Origin of the sequence: Celeribacter litoreus (genome assembly GCF_020165855.1) — a bacterium.
GTDB lineage: Bacteria > Pseudomonadota > Alphaproteobacteria > Rhodobacterales > Rhodobacteraceae > Celeribacter > Celeribacter litoreus.
Genome location: NZ_JAIUFY010000007.1, coordinates 73,911 through 92,392, shown reverse-complemented (window position 1 = coordinate 92,392; position 18,482 = coordinate 73,911). Strand labels below are relative to the sequence as shown.

Below are 18,482 nucleotides of genomic sequence, written 5' to 3'. Positions count from 1 at the left end.
GTCGATAGAGGCATAAAAATTGCATGGTGAGGACGATAACGGGCGCGAATTGTAGGTGGAGGAGACAGATGGCGGATCAAAGACGGTGGGCGCAGCGGCCCGAGGGGTCGAACTGGGGTGACTTCGGCGCGGACGATCAGGTCGGGCGGGTCAATCTCGTGACGGCGCAATCGCGGCTCCGCGCGGCCAAGGAGATCCGCACGGGCGAAAGTTTCTGCCTGTCGCTGCCGCTCGATTATCCCGGTGGAAACGCCCTGCTCGCGCATCGCGAAGAGCCACGGTTCCACTACGCGGAGCGCGGCGACGGTTACAATTTCAACTTCGAGCTCGCCCGCCTGTCACCCTGCGCTTGCGACGTGATTTCTGACGAGGCGGTGACACTCGACACGCAGTATTCGACGCATTGGGATGCCCTCGGCCATGTCGGCGCGCGGTTTGACGCGAATGCCGACGGGGAGGACGAGATCGTCTATTACAACGGCTATCGCGGCGGCGTCGATCTCATAGGACCGGAGGATCCGGGCGAAGAGAAAGGCGCGCATAAGCTCGGGATCGAAAACCTCGCCACCGCCTGCGCGCAGGGGCGCGGGGTGCTCGTCGATCTCGAACGCATCTACGGGCGCGACCGCGCCTTTGTCGGCTATGACGATCTCATGCGGGCGATGGACGGGATGGATGTGACGGTCGAACCGGGCGATTTCCTCTGCCTCTACACAGGCTTCGGCGAACTCATCCTGTCGATGCAGAAAAAGCCCGATCCAGAAGTGCTCGCCACCTCATGCGCGGGGCTCGACGGGCGGGATGACAAGCTGCTCAATTGGATCACCGATAGCGGGATTGCCGCTATTTGCGCCGACAATTTCGCGGTGGAGGCCTACCCCGCCCGCGATCCAGTCTGTGATCCGCACGCAAAGCTGCCGCTGCACCATCACTGCCTGTTCAAACTCGGCCTGCAACTCGGGGAGCTTTGGTATTTCAAGGAACTGGCAGACTGGCTGCGCGCCAACAATCGCTCCGGATTTTTCCTCTCCGCCCCCCCCTTGCGTCTGCGCGGGGCGGTTGGGTCGCCCGTGACCCCGATTGCGACGGTCTAAGTGCGGTGGAGCTTGAACGTCCGGCAGATCACCGGACGTTCGCAGTTCCCTGATGCTCGACGGCGGTGCGGGTCACGACCGCCACGAGATTGGCGCGATATTCGCCGGAGCCGTTCAGATCGGTGATCATCTCTTCTGCATCCGGCAATAGACCGGCGAGAGCGCCCGCGGAGAAATCGGCGCTCAGGGCCTCTTCCGCCTCGGTCCAACGGAACACACCGTCGCTGCCTGCACCGGTGACGCCAACGCGGACAGTGTCGCCGAATTTGCTCACAAAGCTGCCTGCGACAGGATAGCGGGAGGCCTGACTGCACAGTTTCGCGTAGCCCGCGCTCTCCGGGATCGGGAAGGAGAAATGCTGGATAATCTCGCCTTCTTCGAGCGCGGTGGTGAAGAGACCGTCGAAATACTCGTCGGCGGGAATGACGCGTTGATTGGTCACGACATCCGCGCCGAGCGACAGGACCGCCGACGGATAGTCCGCAGAGGGGTCATTGTTCGCAACAGAGCCGCCCATTGTGCCCACATGGCGCACCTGCGGATCGGCGATAGAGCCCGCCAGCGCCGCAAGCGCGGGGATCGCCTCGCGCACGATGTCGGAGGTCGAGGTCTCATAATGCGTCGTGGCGGCGCCAATCTCGATCCGGTCGCCATTGCGGCGGATGCCCTGCAAATCCGGAATGGACCGCAGATCAATGAGCGCGTCCGGCATCGCCAGACGGTTTTTCATCGTCGGGATGAGCGTGTGTCCACCGGACAGAAAGCTCGGCGCATCGAACTCTCCAAAGAGCGTGAGCGCCTCTTCGACCGACTTGGGTTTGTGATACGAAAACTCATAGGTGTACATGATGCGTCTCCTTACGATGCGGTCGCGCGGTGGCTTTCGGCCGCGCTGAGCAACGCTTTGACGATGTTCGTGTAGCCGGTGCAGCGGCAGATGTTGCCGTCGAGTTCCTCGCGGATCGTGTGCTCGTCGAGCTGACCGTCATAGCGGCGGATCATATCCGCGCCCGCCATCACCATGCCCGGCGTGCAGAAGCCGCACTGGAGACCGTGGTGGTCTTTGAAGGCCTGCTGGATCGCGGACAAAACGCCCTGTTCCGCCATGCCTTCGATGGTGCGCACCTCTGCCCCGTCCACCGCCACAGCGAGGATGGTGCAGGATTTCACGGCCTTGCCGTCGAGATGCACAGTGCAAGCCCCGCATTGCGTCGTGTCACAGCCCACGTGCGTTCCCGTCAGCCCAACGTGATCCCGCAGGAAATGGACCAGCAATGTGCGATCTTCGACATCGTGGGTCTGCGCGTCGCCATTCACGGTGATGGTCACTTCTGTCATGCCGGTCTCTCCTCCGCGTGTGGGGTCTGTTTAGGCCGAAGCTTTTTCTGCGAAACAATCAAAAAACTGCTTCGCGAGTTTGTCCGAGGTCGATTTGATCATCCGCGACCCGAGTTGCGCAAGCTTGCCACCCACTTTCGCATTCACCGCATAGGTCAGAACGGTTTCAGCGCCGTCCTCGGCCAAGGACACATCGGCCCCGCCGCTCGCGAAACCGGCAACACCGCCCTTGCCCTCGCCGACAATTGTGTAGCTCTCGGGGGCATTCACGTTGGTGAGGGTCACTTCGCCTTTGAAGGTCGCGGATACAGGGCCGATCTTGAGCTTGACCGTCGCGGCAAATCCCTCCTCCGGACTGCCCTCAAGCTCCTGACATCCCGGAATGCAGTCGCGCAGGACATCCGGATCATTCAACATGCTCCAGACTTTTTCGCGCTCTGCGGGGATGCGGTATTCACCGTTTAGTTCCATTCGGCCTCTCCTCTCGAATCCTCTGCGTTTTTGGTGACAAAGACGCATCTCATTGACGCAAACATGCAAATGCCGTGCCATCGGACACCAGCGGATTCTGTGAAACCCAATTTCAGATCAGATACGAATTTCAGGGCAAATGGCATGCGAATTGCTTTTCAGGTCTCAAATACGTTTCCGCTGCGGCTTTGTCAGCGGGAAGAAAAATCAAAGGCGCTCCTCGGCGCGCCGTCAATGATGCTATAAACCGTAAGAACCGGAAAGACGAACGACATGAATACAATGGACAGCCAGACGCTAGAGGACACAGGGATTCTCGTTCCGCAACTCGACAAGATCTTTCGCGCGCAAAGCGTGGCCATCGTCGGTGCCTCGCCCAAGCCCGGCGCCCGCAACCGTATTGTGAAGGTGCTGATCAAGCACGGCTTTGAAGGCCGCATCTATCCGGTCTCGCCGAGCGCCGACGAAGTCGAGGGTCACAAAGCCTACAAAACCCTCGCCGATCTGCCGGAAGTGCCTGATGTTGCACTGATCATCACCCCTGCCGCGACCGTTCCGGGTCTCATCGAGGAATGCGGTGAAAAAGGCGTGACCTGTGCCATCGTCTACTCCGCCGGCTTTGAGGAAATCGAGAGCGGCAAAGACATCGCCCGCCAGCTCAAAGAAGCCGCGCGCAAGCACAACGTGAACGTCCTCGGCCCGAACGGTCAGGGTGTCTGGTCGATCAAATCGAAAACCATGCTGACCTTTGGTGCGGCGGCCTTCGGTCTCGAAAACCTGCGCCACTCTCCGATTGCAATTGTGAGCCAGTCCGGCGCCCTCGCCGGTGCGATCGGCAACTATCTTCAGCGCAACGGCCTCGGCTGTTCCTACATTGTCAGTGTCGGCAACGAGACCTGCATGGACGCGCTCGATGCACTGTCCTGGGTGATCGAACAGGACGACGTGCGCGTTGTCGCGCTCTATCTCGAAGGCCTTGATGATGCGGCGCGACTTCTGCCGCTCGCCGCCCGCGCCCGTGAGCGCGGTGTTCAGATCGTAACGCTCAAGGCAGGCCGCTCCGCCTTTGGTCAAGAGGCCACCGCCTCCCACACCGGTAAAATCGCGTCGCCCTACGGCATCTACAAAGACGTGCTCGATCAGGCCGGTATCATCATGGTCGAGAGCCTCGGCGAAGCCATGGCGGCTGTTGAAGTTTTGTCCTTCATGCCCGACCCGCGTGTCTCCGGCGATCCGATGGGCGGCATTTCTGTCATGTCCTCCTCCGGTGGCGCAGGCGCGCTCTTGGCCGACCACAGCGACGAACGCGGCCTGCCGATGGCGACGTTCAGCGATGCGGCCGCGGCCAAGCTCGAAGACATCCTGCCGGAATTCGCGCGCAAGGCGAACCCGGTCGATCTCACCGGCCAGATCCGTTCCTTCCCGAACCTGTTCCGCGACACGCTCGCTGTCCTCAACGAAGACCCGCGCACCGAGGCCATCGTGGTCCAGTTCGCCTCCAGCGGTCTGCGTGACCTCTTGGACAACGGCGACGACTTCAAAAACGCGGCCAAGGAAAGCGGCCTGCCCATCGTCATCACCTTCGCGCAGGAAAAGATCGACCTCGCGATCAAAGAAGACTTCATGGCCGCTGGCATCCTGATCTCTGACGATCCGGCGAACACCATGCGCGCGCTGAAATGGCTCTATGACCGCAAGCGGTTCAAAACCATCGAGATCGCAAAGCGCGACACGACGCAGTCCGAGTTGACGCCGCCGGAAACCTGGGGCGAAATGATGGACTTCCTCGAAACCGCATCTGTGACGCCTGCCAACTGGCGCGTGATCGGTCCGGACGAGTCCGCCGCAGAGGCCTGCAAAGACCTCACCTACCCGCTCGTGGTCAAGGTTCTGCCGGATGCCGCCGAGCACAAGACGGAGCTTGGCCTCGTGAAGCTCAAGGTGCAGACGCCGGAAGACGTCGATGCCCACGCCGCCGAATTCCGCAAAATCCTGAACAAACCCGACATGGGCGTTCTGGTGCAGGAAATGGTGTCCGATAGCGTTGAGGTCGTTCTGTCCTGCCTCGGCAACACCGACTTCGGTCCGGTGCTCTCCATCGGCTCCGGCGGTGTCGCGATCGAACTCTACCGCGATGTGACCTACCTCGCCCTGCCGGTGACCCCGGCGCAGGTCGAAGCGGCGCTCAAAAAGCTCAAGCTCTGGCACCTTCTCGAAGGCTTCCGTGGTGCGCCGAAGGCGGACATCGATGCGCTGATCAAAGCCGCCGTCGGCTTCGGTGACACGATCCTGCGCACGCCGACCCTCGCAGAAGCAGAGGTCAACCCTGTGATGGTGCGCCCTGAAGGCAAAGGCCTCGTGGCGGTCGACTTCCTCGGCACCACGCGCGACTAAACGAAAACGCCCGGCTGGTCAGGACACCAGCCGGGCAACTCTTTCTGAAAATTGATTTTTTAAAATATCAGTCTTCTGTCTCAGGAACGACTTGCGTGCCCGAGGCACGATCCACGAGGCGCGCCACTTCATTCACCTGCGCCTCCCGTCCGATTTCATTGATCGCCATCGTGTACATGTCCCGCACCAGATTGCCGAAGACCATCGGCACATCCGAGGCGATCCCCAATTCCGTCGCGAGCCGCACGTCTTTATGCGCAAGGCCGAGCGTGAAGCCCGAGTCCAGCTTCCCCGTCAGAACCCGCGGCGCCATCGTGTGTTCGAGGAAAAAATTCCGCGCAGACCCTTTGCTCAGGATTTCCACCGCCTTTTCCGGCGCGAGGCCGTTTTTGGCGGCGAGCGCGACGGCCTCAAACGTCATCAGTCTTTGCGCGGAGAACAGCAGGTTGTTGGTGAGTTTCGCGACATAGCCCGTGCCGAAGCCGCCTGCGTGGATCACATTGGGGCTGATGGCGGAGAGGATCCTCTCGACGCGCTCGAATTCCGCGTCCGTGCAGCCGACCAGCATCGCAATCGTGCCTGCGTTCGCCCCCTCGGGACCGCCGGAGACAGGCGCATCCACGATGGAAACACCCTGTTCCGCCAGTCGCGCGGCGAGTTTGCGCGACGCAATCGGATCGCCCGACGTCTGGTCAATCAACAGCGTGCCGGGCGCGAGGACCCCGGCAATCCCGTCCTCGCCAAAGAGCAGCCCCTCGACATGGGGCGTCGTTGGCAGACACAGGACAATCACATCACAGCTTTCGGCGAGTGCCGCGGCACTTTCCGCCACGGTTGCGCCTGCCTCGGCAAAGGCCGCACAGGCGGCCTCGCTGCGATCATAGACGATGAGGGGGCCGGCCAGAAGCAGACGCCGCGCGAGCGGACCGCCCATATTTCCCAAACCGATATAGCCGAGCGCCATGGCCGGACCCTCCTCTTTTCGTGTGGTCAGGAGCCCTCGGACGAGGGCAGACCGTCATTGTATGGCGTGGCCGCAGCGGCCCCCATCGGGTCGGACGGGCGTTTTTCGATGAGCGCCTGAAGCCCCTCGCGGAACTCCACAGAGCTCATGGCGAGCACCTGACCGAAGCCTTCGTAGTCCATGAGTTCATCGAGGCTGCTTTCGAAGCTCTTGAGCAGCATCTGCTTGGCCACGCCCATGATCTCCGCCGGACCGGCCGCGAGCTTTTCAGCGATCGCGATGCCTTCGGCGTCCACATCGTCATCCGGCACCACCTTGAGCGCGAGGCCGTTGTCCACGATCTCCTGCGCGTCCCAGGACCCGTTTGTGTAGATGAAGTTGCGCGTTTTCGCCAAACCGATGGTGCGCGGCAGGGTGAAGAGCGTGAGACAATCTGGCACCGCCCCGAGGCGGAAGAAGCCTGCGCTGAACTTCGCGCTTTCGCCCACGACGATGAGATCGCTCATGAGCGCTAGACCCATGCCGCCCCCTATGGCGACACCGCGCACACCACAGACAACCGGACGGTTGAGCTGCATCAGCGGCGGGAACAGGGAGGCCGCGTGTTGGAAACGGCGATGCACCGGCCACGGCTCGTTCGCGCCGGTGAGCATCCGCAGATCACCCCCCGCGCAGAAGTTCTTGCCCTTACCCGTGAGATAGACGGCGCGGACCGTGTGGTCGTCCTCGATCTCGCGCACGATATCCCGCAGGGACATGCGCAGTTCACGGGTGAGAGAGTTGCTCGCCTTCGCGTTGTCGAGGCGGATGATGAGCACCGCCCCGCGGCGCTCTGTCTCTACGTGGGGATAGGATTTGATCTCACTCATGCTGTCGCCTCCGCAACGGCGACACCGGTGGAGGAGCGGGAACGGTTACGCCCGCCGTCCACAACGATGTCTGCGCCGGTGATGTATTGACCCGCGTCAGAGCACAGGAACACGGCTGCGTTCGCGATGTCGGAGGTCTTGCCGAATTCGCCAAGCGGGATGGAGGAAAGCTCGAGCTCCTTGCGACCGGAGTCCTCATAGATGCGTTTCACGCCCTCGGTGTCGCCAATTGCGCCCGGTGCGATGGTGTTACAACGGATGCCGTCTTTGCCCCACTCACCACAGAGTGTGCGCATCAGGGACATGATACCGGCTTTCGCGGCGCCGGCGTGCGCACAGCCCGGCCAGCCCTCGAGCGCGCGGGTGGTGGAGATCGCGATAAAGCGACCGCCGTTTGCAGAGGCCTTGAGCGCCGGATAGGCGGCTTTCGCGCAGTTGAACGTGCCGTTCAGGTCGATATCGACCACAGTGCGCCATGCGTTCGGGGACATCTCAGACACCGGCACGACAAAGTTGCCCGCAGCGTTCGCGATCATCACGTCGAGGCCACCATAGGCTTTGACAGCTTCGTCCACGGCGGCGCTCACGGCCTCCGGATCGCGCACGTCACAGGTGACAGCCATTGCCTCTGCACCCATCTCCTTGAGCTGGGCGACAGCTCCTTCGAGACGTTCGGCGTTGCGGCTGGCGATCACGAGTTTGGCGCCTGCGGCGGCCATCGCCTTGGCGATGCCGAAGCCGATGCCGCTCCCGCCGCCGGTGATGAGTGCCACGCGGCCTGCAAGTGCGTCTTTTGTAAAGGTCATTTGTTTTTGCTCCTTCAAGTCTGTGGCCGGATCAGGCGCCTGTCCGTCAGGTGTCCCGATCCGGTGTTCACAGTGATGGTCGCAAATTGAGTGCCAAGCCGACGTCGGCTCAGCCTACTACGTCCTCAAGGATCATCGCAGCGCATTTTTCACCAACCATCATGCACGGAATGTTGGTGTTGCCCGACGGCACTGTCGGCATGATGGAGGCATCCGCCACGCGCAGCCCCTGAAGGCCGTGGACGCGCAGGCGGTCATCGACCACCGCCATCGGGTCAGAGCCCATCCGGCAGGTGCCGACCATGTGGTGCGTGATCTGGCCCGTTTCGCGGATGAAGTTGAGGATTTCTTCATCGGTCTGAACGTTTTTGCCCGGTGCCATCTCTTCGCCAACGACCGACTTGATCGGGTCCTTGTCAATGATGGCCCGCGCCTGACGCACGGCGAGGATCGCGGTTTGACGGTCGCCCTCGGTTTCGAGGAAACGGAAGTCGATCTTCGGCGGGTCGAGCGGGTCGGCGGAACGGGCGTGGATGCTGCCCGAACTTTCCGTCCGCTGGACGTGCGAATACATGAAGAAGCCGTCTTCCTTCGCCATCCGACGGCCTTCGCCTGTCTTGATCTCGATGAGGAAGGGCGCAACCACCATCATGATGTCCGGCTCTTGTTTGTCCTCGCGCGATTTCATGAAAACGCGCATCGTGCCGATCCCCTGAGAGATAAAGCCCGTGCGCGTCAAACCGTAGCGGATCACCTCTTTCACGAGGCCAAGTCCCCGCCCGCGTTTCGCGAGCGAAATACCCGGCTTGGTGATCTTCCATTTGAGGATCGCCGCATAGTGATCGCGCAGGTTCTCACCCACGCCCGGCAGATCATGCACCGGCGTGATGCCGGTTTCGCGGAGGATATCGGGGTTGCCGATGCCCGACAGTTCCAAAAGCTTTGGCGAGTTCGCCGCGCCACAGGACACAATCACCTCGCGGGTGGCGCGCACTTCGACCGGCGTGCCGTTCTGAAGCACCCGCACCCCGACGCAACGTTTGCCGTCGAGGATCAGAGACGTGGCCTCCGCGCCCTGCATCACATCTAGACGGCCTTTGCGTTTGGCCGGTTCGACATAGCGGTTCGCCACGCTGTGACGTTTGCCGCGATGCACGGTCTGTTGCGCCATGGCGACGCCTTCTTGGCTCGCCCCGCTGTAGTCGCTGTTGTAGGGCAGTCCGGCCTTTTGCGCGGCGGCGATGAAGAGATCGTAGAAAGGTGTGATCTTGCTCGTCTCGGTGACACGGATCGGGCCGGAGCGGCCGCGATAGGTGTCATCGCCGAGCTTGGTGTTTTCGATCTTTTTAAAGAACGGGAGCACGTCGTCGTAGCTCCAGCCACGGTTCCCCATCTGCGCCCATGTGTCATAGTCGATGGACTGGCCACGGTTGTAGATCGTCCCGTTGATCGAACTCGACCCGCCGAGCATCTTGCCGCGCGGCACGTAAATCTCGCGCCCGCCGAGATCCTTGTTCGGCTCAGAGCGATAGCGCCAGTTCACTTTCGGGTTGTCGATGAGAAACACCGTGCCCGCCGGTGGCTGGGTAAAGATGTATTTGCTGTCTTTCGTGCCGGCCTCAAGCAACAGCACCTTGTATTTGCCGCTCTCGGACAGTCGGGCGGCGACGATGCCCCCCGCCGACCCGGACCCGACGACGATATAGTCATAGCTCTTGGCCGCCATGCTCCACCTCACTTGCGTCAACAGTGCCGCACCCTTTGGGGCGCGGCGCCTGTGATCTTCCGATTATTCCGCGCCCTGCAGTTCGCGGGCCACGTCGCTCAGACGCGGGTTGCGCAGCGTGCTCGACCCGTGGTGACGATCGGCGAGCTTGTAGCCAAGCGCGTCTTCGGCAATCACGATTTTCTGCACGTTTGCGGTGCCTTCACCCGTGTAGAACATGTCGGAATAGGCTTTGAGGTAGGAAATCTTATATTCCGTCGAGAGACCATAGCCGCCGAAGATTTGCTGCGCCTTGTCGGCCACAAACTTTGCCGTGAGAGACGCGTGGTATTTCGCGATAGAGGCGATGCGGTTCGACGGCAGGTTTGCGTCGAGGCAACGCGCGGCATGGTAGATCAGGGCACGGCTGGCTTCGATCTGGGCGGCCATGTCGGCGATGTCGGACTGGATCATCTGGAACTTGCCGATCGGGCTGCCTTTGATCACACGGTCGTTCGCGTATTTCACCGCCTCGTCAAACGCCGCACGGGCGATGCCGAGCGCCTTTGCACCCACGGTTACACGACCCGGCTGAAGCGCGCGCATGGCGATTTTGAACCCGTCGCCTTCCTGACCGATCAGGTTTTCGGCAGGCACAACGAAGTCGTCGAGGAACAGTGCATTGGTGCGGAAGGCCTTGGACAGACCCATCATCGGCACCGGCTGCGCTGTCCAACCCGGATATTTCTTCGGCTCGACGATAAAGGCGGAGACGCCCTTTGCACCCGCGCTCGGGTCGGTCTTACAGACGAGCACCCCCACATCGGTCTCGTTGGCGAGCGAGGCCCACATCTTGGACCCGTTGATCTTGTAGACATCGCCTTCGCGCTTCGCGACGGTCTTCATCGCGCCGAGCGCGTCAGAGCCGCCACCCGGTTCTGTCAGGGACATCATGCCGATGGTTTTACCCGCAACGAGGTTCGGAACGTATTTCATCACCTGCTCCGGCGTGCCGCCGTAGTAGATGAAGTTCGGACACGTGGAGCTCTGCTGGTTCAGACAGGCCGCGAAACGGATGTCGTTACGGGCCACTTCTTCCTGAATCACCACAGCCGCCAGATACCCGAGATCCGTGCCGCCCACGGACTCAGGGAACACCGCACCAAAGAAACCGGCTTCACCCGCCTTGAGCACCAGATCACGCGGGGCTTCGCCGCGTTCTTCGTATTTGTCCATGACCGGATTTACTTCGGTTTCCATGAACTTGATCACGCTCTCGCGGATCGCCGGAATCTCTTCTGGAAGAAAATCGTCCATTTTGTCTCTCCTCTCAAATGCCGCCCTCCGGCTCACCGGCGCGGCTCAACAGATATCGGCTCAGGCGTGCGCTCGCCGCCGATCAATGTACCGAGAACGCCAGTCAGCACCTCCATGCTGACTCATGATCCAATCAGGTGTTGGATGGCGCGGCGTTCCGGCCTTGCACAAACAAACGCAATCGCCGTGCCAGTTCATCGCAGACAGCACAGGCGCAGCACGTCTAAAATCTCACAGGCCGTGTCAGCGTCCTCCCAAACGCATGGCACAAAAATTGCAGGTCTATTTGATTCCCGGTATCGCAACCGAGACCACGCCGGACCCCGTCTGTGCAAACCGTGCGGTGCACATGCACACTGGACCAATCGACGCGCCAACCTAAAACATGCGACAGGTTGAAAGTGAGAGTGAAGTGTTAAAAACCCTACTTGTCTACCCGCTCACAGCGGCGGGCGGCTATTTATTCTACAAGCTCGGACTGCCGCTCCCGTGGATGATCGGCCCGATCATCGTCGCCGCGGCGATTGGCATTTTCGAGCTGTTCGAGTTCCGCATCCCTGTGCAAACGCGCCCCTTCGGTCAGATGGTGGTCGCCTCACAGGTTGGCCTGTCGTTCTCGCCTGCGGTTTTTGCCTCACTGCTCCAACTCGCGCCTCTGTTGGTGGGGATGGCCATTGTCATCATCATCACCGCCTTTCTCATCGCCATCGCCCTGTCGCGCATGGCACGGGTGCCCCTGACCTCCGCCATGATCGCGACCCTGCCCACGAGTCCCGTCGAAGCCGCCATTGTCGGAGAGCGCTACGGGTTCCCGCCCGCGCCCATCATTCTGTCGCAGACGATGCGCATCTCTCTCGTGGTGGTGCTCATCCCAATGGCGATCTTCTTTATCGACGGCGAAACAGCCCGCGTCGCGCGCGCCTTCAATGCGGATTACGACATTGTCAGCATCGTCTCGCTGCTCGTCCTGTCGGGGATCGGGATGTATCTCTTCCGCAAGCTCAAGATTTCAAACCCGTTCTTCCTCGGGCCGCTCGCCTTCAGCTCGGCTATCACCGCCGCAGGCATCCAGTTCGAACCCTACCCGTCGGTCATCCTATGGGCGGCGCAAGTGGTGCTCGGGACGTGGCTAGGGTCGAATTTCCGTCGCTCGCTGTTCTCTTCGGCGGGGCGGATGATGGTCGCGTCTGTGGTGTCGACCTTCATGTTCATCGCCGCCTCGGCGCTCATCGCGGCGGGGCTATCGGTCTTTGTCGATCTGTCGTGGGAGACGCTGGTGCTTGCCTCGACGCCGGGGGGTGTCACGGAGATGGCGCTGACGGCCAAGTTCCTCGGCATTGATGTGGCGCTGATCACCGCGTTCCACCTGACGCGGATCTTCATCGTGATCCCGAGTATCCCGTTCATCATCGACCGGATACATCGGCTGGAGGGGCGCTAGGCCCCTCCTCCGTTTGGCTTAGAAATCGATGACGACCCGTCCGGCCTTGCCGGATTTCAGGAGGTCGAAGCCCTCGTTGATCTGCTCGATCGGGAAGCGGTGGGAGATCAGGTTGTCCTGCGTGAGCTTGCCCTCGACATACCAGTCCACCAGTTCAGGGAACTGCGAGATCGGTTTGATGTTGCCGAGGTAAGACCCCGTGACCCAACGCCCCGCCTGAATGGAGCGCGGCTGGATCGGCATCGTGTCCGTGATCGCACCAGGCATGATCCCGATGAGAACCGTCGTGCCCCAGCCCATGCGCGAACTGTTCACCGCCTGCTGTGCGAGCGCCGGATGACCAACGCATTCAAACGAATAATCCGCCCCGCCATTGGTCAGGTTGTGGATCGTGGTGACGATGTCGTCGCCTTGGAAATCCTTGGCGTTGAGGAAATGCGTGAGACCCGCCTTGCGCGCGGGGGCCTCTTTGTCGGTGTTGGTATCAACGCCAATGATCGTCGTCGCACCTGCGAGGCGCGCCCCGTCGATCACGTTGAGACCGATGCCGCCGAGACCGAACACAACCACGCTCGACCCCGCCTCAACACGCGCCGTATTGAGCGCGGCGCCGATGCCGGTAATCCCCGCGCAGCCCATGCAGCAGACCTGATCCAGCGGCGCGTCCTGACGAATTTTGGCGACGTGGAAGTCCCGCACAACGACATATTGCGCAAAGGTGCCGAGGTTGATGAAAGAGGTGATCGGCTTGCCGTTCCACGAGAACGGCTTGCGGTCGCGCGGTTTGAAATACAGGTCGCACAGGTTGCTTTTGTTGCTCTTGCACGGCGGGCATTCCCCGCATTCGGGCATGGCGAGCGGGATCACCGCATCGCCCTCTTTGAGACGGGTCACGCCCTTGCCGACCTCCCGCACGATCCCCGCGCCCTCATGGCCGAGAATGAGCGGATAATCGGGCCAATCGCGGGAGCCGTCGATCAGCATCTGATCGGTGTGACACAGACCTGCGGATTTGATCTCGATAAGAACCTCACCCTCGCGCGGACCGTCGAGATCGACCTCATCAACGACGAGGGGTTGTAACTGTCCGGTGGCAATCGCCGCTTTGACCTTCATCTGAACCTCTCCCTTTGAAAACAGCCGGGCGCACTATGACGCCCGACCTATCTGGTCTCACTCGACCACGCGGCCGGCGTTCTCGGGCATACCGTCGAGAACGACCACTTTGGTTTCGAGATAGGGATGCACGCCCTCGGTGCCGCCTTCGCGACCGAGACCGGATTGTTTGAAGCCACCGAACGCAATACCCAGCTCGGCGCGGTAGCCGTTCTGACCCACGGTGCCGGAGCGGATTTCACGCGCCACGGAATAGGCGCGGTCCACATCGTTCGTGAACACCGAGGCGTTCAGACCGAAATCGGTGTCGTTGGCGATTTCGATCATATCGGCGTCGCTGTCGGCCGGAATGACGGAGAGCACCGGACCAAAGATCTCCTCACGCGCGATGGTGAAGTTGTTGTCCACGTTGCCGAAGACGGTCGGTTCGATGAAATACCCGCGGTTGAGATGCGCCGGACGGCTGCCACCGGTGGCGAGTTTTGCGCCCTCTTCCTTGCCTTTGGCGATATAGCCTTCGACGCGGTCGCGCTGGCGGCTCATGGCGAGCGGGCCCATCTGACAGCTCGCTTCGAACGGATCGCCGACGGAAACCTCGGAGAAGCGGCTCGCGAGCGCTTCCACCAGATCATCGTGACGGCTGCGCGAGACGATGATGCGGGTCAAAGAAGCACAGACCTGACCGGTGAGGAAGGTCGCTTTTTCCGTGATCGTTTTCGCGGCGGTCTCGATGTCGTAGTCATCAAGGATGAGCGCCGGAGATTTCCCTCCAAGTTCAAGCGTCTGACGCGCGATCCGGCCACCGCAGATAGAGCCGATTTTCATGCCCGCAATCGTGGAGCCGGTGAAGGCGATCTTGTCGACGTCCGGATGCTCCACGAGACGCTCGGATGCGGCGCGGTCGGCGGTGAGGATGTTGATCACACCGGCCGGAATACCGGCAGCGTGCGCGGCTTCGGCGAGGATGTAGGCGGACCCCGGTGCCTCGGGGGAGGCTTTCACGATCACGGTGCACCCGGCGAGGAGCGCGGGGGCAACCTTGCTCGTGATCAGGCCCGGCGTACCGTTCCACGGAACGATTGCGCCGACAACGCCAACGGGTTCCCGCACGAGAAGAGAAAGCGCCCCGCCGGAGGCCGACGGATGGCGTTCCTGAAACGGGAAGGTGGACGCCAGATCGGCGTGGAAGCGGTAGTTCGCAGTGATCGAGTCCATCCGCGCGGAGGCGATGGAGTGGATCACGCCGGACTCCGTCGTCCAAATGCGCGAATGACGATCCGCCCGCTTTTCAAGCTCATCGGCCAGCGCGCGGATATACTCCGCCCGCTCCAGATGGCTCATGCGCGGCCACGGGCCTTTGTCAAAAGCTTCGCGCGCTGCCGCGACAGCGCGGTCCACGTCGGCAGGCTGGGCCTCGGCCACAACTTCGAACACTTCTTCGGTCGCAGAGTTCAGAACGGTGATTTTGTCGGCGGTGGACGGGTCGGTCCATGCGCCGCCGATGTAAAACTGATTTGGGTTTTCGATAATCTCTTGAACGGTCATTTCGATATCCTTTGGTTACACCCCGCCTGCCGGACCACACGGGGTCCGGGGCGTTTCGGGTTAAGTCTTATTTGAGAAGCGAGGGCAGATAGGTCACGATGCCCGGGAACATGATGACCCCCAGCACGATGAACAGGTCCGCCACAAGGAACCACGCCACGCCCTTAAAGATCGTGCCGAGCGATATCTTGTCGCCCACGACCCCCTTGAGCACGAACACGTTCAATCCAATGGGCGGCGTGATCATCCCGATCTCGAGATATTTCGCCAACAGCACGCCGAACCACAGCAGGTCATAGCCCGTGTCCTTGAGGATCGGCAGCAGGATCGGCAGCGTCAGGAGCATCGCCCCGATGGGATCAAGGAACATGCCCAACAGCAGGTAAACGATGGTGATGCCGAGCAGGAGCACATAGCGGTTGGCCTCAAGGCTCGCCACCAGATCTGCGAGCGCATCGCCGGAGCCGCTGAACGCGATAAAGCGGGTCAGCATGTTGGCACCGATGGCGATGATGAAGATCGACGCAGAGACCATCAGCGTTTCATAGAGGGAATCCCACATGCGCTTCCATGTCAGGGTGCGTTTGACAAACGCAATGATCACGGAGAGGGAGGCCCCCACGGCACCGGCTTCGGTCGGGGTGAAGAGACCGCTGAACAGGCCCCCGAACACGCCGAGCATCAGCAAAAGCACCGGCCAGATGTCCGCCAGAGCGCGGAAACGGGCGGCCCAGCTTGCGTCCTCGTCCGACTTCGGCGCGAGTTCCGGTTTCAGCAGAACGCGGATCATGATGACGGAGATATAGGCAACAGAGGTCAGAACACCGACGCCGACACCGCCGAGGAACAGCGCCCCGACCGGCACCTGTGCGATGATGCCATAAAGGATGAGCAGGATGGACGGCGGAATGAGCGCGCCAATGGTGCCCGCCGCCGCAACGCTGCCCGTGGCCAGCGCCGCGTCATAGCGGGATTTCATCATTTCCGGCACCGCGATCCGGCCCATAGCCGCGGAACAGGCGAGCGAAGAGCCCGTCACAGCCGCAAAGCCGGTGGCCCCGAACACAGCCGCAATCGCAAGCCCGCCGGGTAACTTCGCAAGCCAGAGCCGCGCGGCGTCAAAGAGCCCCTTGGTCAGACCGGCGTGAAAGCAGACAAAGCCCATCAGGACGAACATCGGCACGGAACTCAGCTGCCAATGCGCGGCAAAGCTATAGGGAATAAGGCCGAGAGACCCCCACGCCGCACTCGGGCCGACGAGGACCCAAAGGCCGGTGAAAGAGACCGTGATCAACGAGATGCCAATCGGCACACGGATCAGGATAAGGAGGAGCAGGATGGCAATTCCCGCAAAACCGGTTTCTGCAGGTGTCATTTCGATCCCTTTTCGCGCTCTTCTTCTTCGGCCTCGAGCTCATTCGCGCGCTCGTAGAGGTCCGCCAGAGTGTCGTGTTTGAGATCAAACCGGCGACCGGCGATCTTTGTGAAAATCATGAGCGTCATGAGACCCGCACCAATCGGCACGAGGAAATAGGAGGGCCAGGTGATGACCTTCACACGCTGTTCCGTCTCGAATGCGCCGACCTCGAATTTGTCATAGGCGACGCTCGACGATTTCCACGTCAGGGTACCGAACACACCGAGACCGATCACGAGCGCAAAAGCGGTCAGGATCTTTTGAATGCGTTTCGGCAGATGCTGGGCAATCAGCTCCACATCAATGTGCGCGTTGCGGGCCTCGACCACGCAGAGGCACAGGAAGGTCACTGTGACCATGTAGTAACTCGATACGAAGGTAATCGTGCCAGGCAGCGGTTTCGAAAACAGGAACTTGGACACCACGTCTGCCGTCACGTGCACCATCATCAACACGATGATCAGCGCCCCGATAAGGGTTACGAGACGCGACAGGCCCATCACGAATTTCTCTAACAGAACGAGCATGTTACGCTCTCCCGATTGTGTGTATCCACCGCCCGGCACGGGGCCGGACGGTGACGTGGCATTTTATTGATTATTGGAGTGCGTAGGACGCAGGGTCGATCTTGGAATAGATCTCGCTGACGTAGACCTCTTTGAGGGCTTCCGGCGTTTCGACATCGGCCACGAGGCCTTTCCATTTCTCGATCAGACCGGAAATGATGGCGGCTTTGCCGGCTGCGTCTTCGAGGTTGTATTTGGTCGCAAACTCTTCGGAGATCACCGGCTTGTCAGCTTCGACAAAGGCGGCAGAGGCGGCGGCCAGATCGTCGGCGGCGGCGTGGATGTTGATGTTGTTCTCACGGGCCACATCCATCGCGGCTTCAGAGGCCTCGACATAGGCGTGGGTGCCGTAGGCGACGAGATAGGCGGCGGTGTCGATCAGCGCAGCACGCTCTTCCTCGGACATACCACGCCAGACGTCGATGTTGGTGTTGATGTCACCCACACCCGGGAACACGCCACCGGGAACACCCGTGGTCATATCGGTCACAACGTCAGTGAGCTGGAAGTTCACAAGCTCGGTCGGAGCAAAGAACACACAATCCACAACACCCTGCGAGAGCGCATCATAGGCTTCGTTTGCGGAGATGGTCACAGCGGTCGCGCCGACGTTTTCGGCCCAACGTGCCCAGCTCGGGGCCGCGGTGCGGACCTTGATGCCTTCGAAATCGGCGAGGGTCACGACGGGTTTCGTGCACTGGGTGAGATACACGCCGGTGGAGTGACCGCCGAGATAGACCTGGTTCTGACGGGAGAACTCCGCCACACATTCCGGACATTTCAGAGTGAGGTATTCGGTGACAGCCCCCGCCATGGCAAAGCTCGCCACGCGCGGATCGGTGTCGGCAGTCGCGGTCATGTTGAGCGCGGCGGCGAGGTTGCTGTTGGCGAATTCGGCGGGCTGATACTGATAGGTGGACCACCCCATGTCGACGATATGGTCGGCGATGCCCTGCGGGGTCTGACGCAGATCGAGCAGCGACATCGGGAACAGTTTGATCTCGAGGCCGTGGGTCTCTTTCGCGTAGTCCACCATCTTCTCGAGCGAGTTGACCGGCGTGCTCCCTGTCGGGAAGCCGATGGCGTAAGTCAGCTCTTTCGCCGTTGCAGGCGCTGCGGCCAGTGCGGTGAGCGCGGTGACGGCCAGAGCCTTCTTCAATGTGGAATTCATAATCTTCTCCTCCGTTGTGGCCCGCCGGTTCGTGCCGGTCGGGTCAATCTCTTGCCTGTGGTCAGGTGCTCCGGTTCCTCCAAACCGTATGAGCCCCTCAGGCGGTAAAATCCTCTATGCAAACCCTATGCCAAGACGCGGTTCGGGCACTGTGCACAATACCATGTAGCCCCTCCGCACCTTCGCGAACGCGGCAGAGTAAGCCGCATTCCGCCTTTCAACGCAACTGTTTAACAGACGCACAAGCCCCTTGCGGCAGACTATTTAA

At 61.1% G+C, this 18,482-nt stretch carries 16 protein-coding genes; 3 read left to right on the top strand and 13 right to left on the bottom strand.

Going from position 1 to position 18,482, the window contains the following annotated elements; genetic code table 11:
* Positions 1–68: 68 nt before the first annotated feature.
* Positions 69–1,094 carry a cyclase family protein gene (locus LA304_RS07810; RefSeq protein ID WP_224502579.1) on the top strand — a complete coding sequence of 342 codons (1,026 nt, stop codon included), beginning with the start codon at positions 69–71 and terminating at the stop codon, positions 1,092–1,094.
* Between the two features lie 28 nt (positions 1,095–1,122).
* Here LA304_RS07810 and LA304_RS07805 read toward each other — a convergent pair whose 3' ends face one another.
* From LA304_RS07805 to LA304_RS07795, 3 genes are read right to left on the bottom strand one after another with little or no spacing between them, the layout of a single operon-like run.
* Positions 1,123–1,941: an FAD binding domain-containing protein gene (locus tag LA304_RS07805; protein ID WP_224502578.1), complete on the bottom strand. Its 819-nt coding sequence runs from the start codon at positions 1,939–1,941 to the stop codon at positions 1,123–1,125.
* A gap of 11 nt (positions 1,942–1,952) precedes the next feature.
* Entirely contained in the window at positions 1,953–2,432 is a 480-nt protein-coding gene (locus LA304_RS07800; protein ID WP_224502577.1) for a (2Fe-2S)-binding protein, read from the bottom strand.
* Between the two features lie 30 nt (positions 2,433–2,462).
* Positions 2,463–2,903, bottom strand: a complete 441-nt coding sequence (locus LA304_RS07795; RefSeq protein WP_224502576.1) for a CoxG family protein — start codon at positions 2,901–2,903, stop codon at positions 2,463–2,465.
* Between the two features lie 273 nt (positions 2,904–3,176).
* Here LA304_RS07795 and LA304_RS07790 point away from each other — a divergent pair, with 273 nt between their 5' ends.
* Positions 3,177–5,297, top strand: a complete 2,121-nt coding sequence (locus LA304_RS07790; RefSeq protein ID WP_224502575.1) for an acetate--CoA ligase family protein — start codon at positions 3,177–3,179, stop codon at positions 5,295–5,297.
* A 67-nt stretch (positions 5,298–5,364) separates the two neighbouring features.
* On the opposite strand, the gene LA304_RS07785 is transcribed toward LA304_RS07790, so the two are convergent.
* The 5 genes from LA304_RS07785 to LA304_RS07765 form a co-directional block, all read right to left on the bottom strand.
* Positions 5,365–6,261 carry an NAD(P)-dependent oxidoreductase gene (locus tag LA304_RS07785; protein ID WP_224502574.1) on the bottom strand — a complete coding sequence of 299 codons (897 nt, stop codon included), beginning with the start codon at positions 6,259–6,261 and terminating at the stop codon, positions 5,365–5,367.
* Between the two features lie 26 nt (positions 6,262–6,287).
* Positions 6,288–7,130 (bottom strand): enoyl-CoA hydratase/isomerase family protein, encoded by an 843-nt coding sequence (locus LA304_RS07780; protein WP_224502573.1) that lies wholly within the window; start codon positions 7,128–7,130, stop codon positions 6,288–6,290.
* The gene (locus LA304_RS07775; protein ID WP_224502572.1) at positions 7,127–7,936 is read right to left on the bottom strand and encodes an SDR family oxidoreductase; all 810 of its coding nucleotides are present in this window, start codon (positions 7,934–7,936) and stop codon (positions 7,127–7,129) included. Before LA304_RS07775 ends, LA304_RS07780 begins: the two co-directional genes overlap by 4 nt.
* A gap of 109 nt (positions 7,937–8,045) precedes the next feature.
* Complete coding sequence (locus LA304_RS07770; protein WP_224502571.1) at positions 8,046–9,662, bottom strand: GMC family oxidoreductase; 1,617 nt, start codon at positions 9,660–9,662, stop codon at positions 8,046–8,048.
* A 63-nt stretch (positions 9,663–9,725) separates the two neighbouring features.
* A complete protein-coding gene (locus LA304_RS07765) occupies positions 9,726–10,958 on the bottom strand; it encodes an acyl-CoA dehydrogenase family protein (protein WP_224502570.1) in 1,233 nt (410 codons plus the stop codon).
* Positions 10,959–11,370: 412 nt separating this feature from the next.
* On the opposite strand from LA304_RS07765, the gene LA304_RS07760 reads away from it, so the two are divergent.
* Positions 11,371–12,399 carry an AbrB family transcriptional regulator gene (locus LA304_RS07760; protein WP_224502569.1) on the top strand — a complete coding sequence of 343 codons (1,029 nt, stop codon included), beginning with the start codon at positions 11,371–11,373 and terminating at the stop codon, positions 12,397–12,399.
* An 18-nt stretch (positions 12,400–12,417) separates the two neighbouring features.
* On the opposite strand, the gene LA304_RS07755 is transcribed toward LA304_RS07760, so the two are convergent.
* The 5 genes from LA304_RS07755 to dctP all read right to left on the bottom strand — a co-directional run bounded on the left by LA304_RS07755 (position 12,418) and on the right by dctP (position 18,214).
* Positions 12,418–13,515: an alcohol dehydrogenase catalytic domain-containing protein gene (locus LA304_RS07755; protein ID WP_224502568.1), complete on the bottom strand. Its 1,098-nt coding sequence runs from the start codon at positions 13,513–13,515 to the stop codon at positions 12,418–12,420.
* Between the two features lie 57 nt (positions 13,516–13,572).
* Entirely contained in the window at positions 13,573–15,060 is a 1,488-nt protein-coding gene (locus LA304_RS07750) for an aldehyde dehydrogenase (protein ID WP_224502567.1), read from the bottom strand.
* A 67-nt stretch (positions 15,061–15,127) separates the two neighbouring features.
* Positions 15,128–16,435, bottom strand: a complete 1,308-nt coding sequence (locus LA304_RS07745) for a TRAP transporter large permease (RefSeq protein ID WP_224502566.1) — start codon at positions 16,433–16,435, stop codon at positions 15,128–15,130.
* Positions 16,432–17,004, bottom strand: a complete 573-nt coding sequence (locus LA304_RS07740) for a TRAP transporter small permease (protein ID WP_224502565.1) — start codon at positions 17,002–17,004, stop codon at positions 16,432–16,434. Before LA304_RS07740 ends, LA304_RS07745 begins: the two co-directional genes overlap by 4 nt.
* A gap of 70 nt (positions 17,005–17,074) precedes the next feature.
* Positions 17,075–18,214 (bottom strand): TRAP transporter substrate-binding protein DctP, encoded by a 1,140-nt coding sequence (dctP, locus tag LA304_RS07735; RefSeq protein ID WP_224502564.1) that lies wholly within the window; start codon positions 18,212–18,214, stop codon positions 17,075–17,077.
* Positions 18,215–18,482 lie beyond the last annotated feature (268 nt).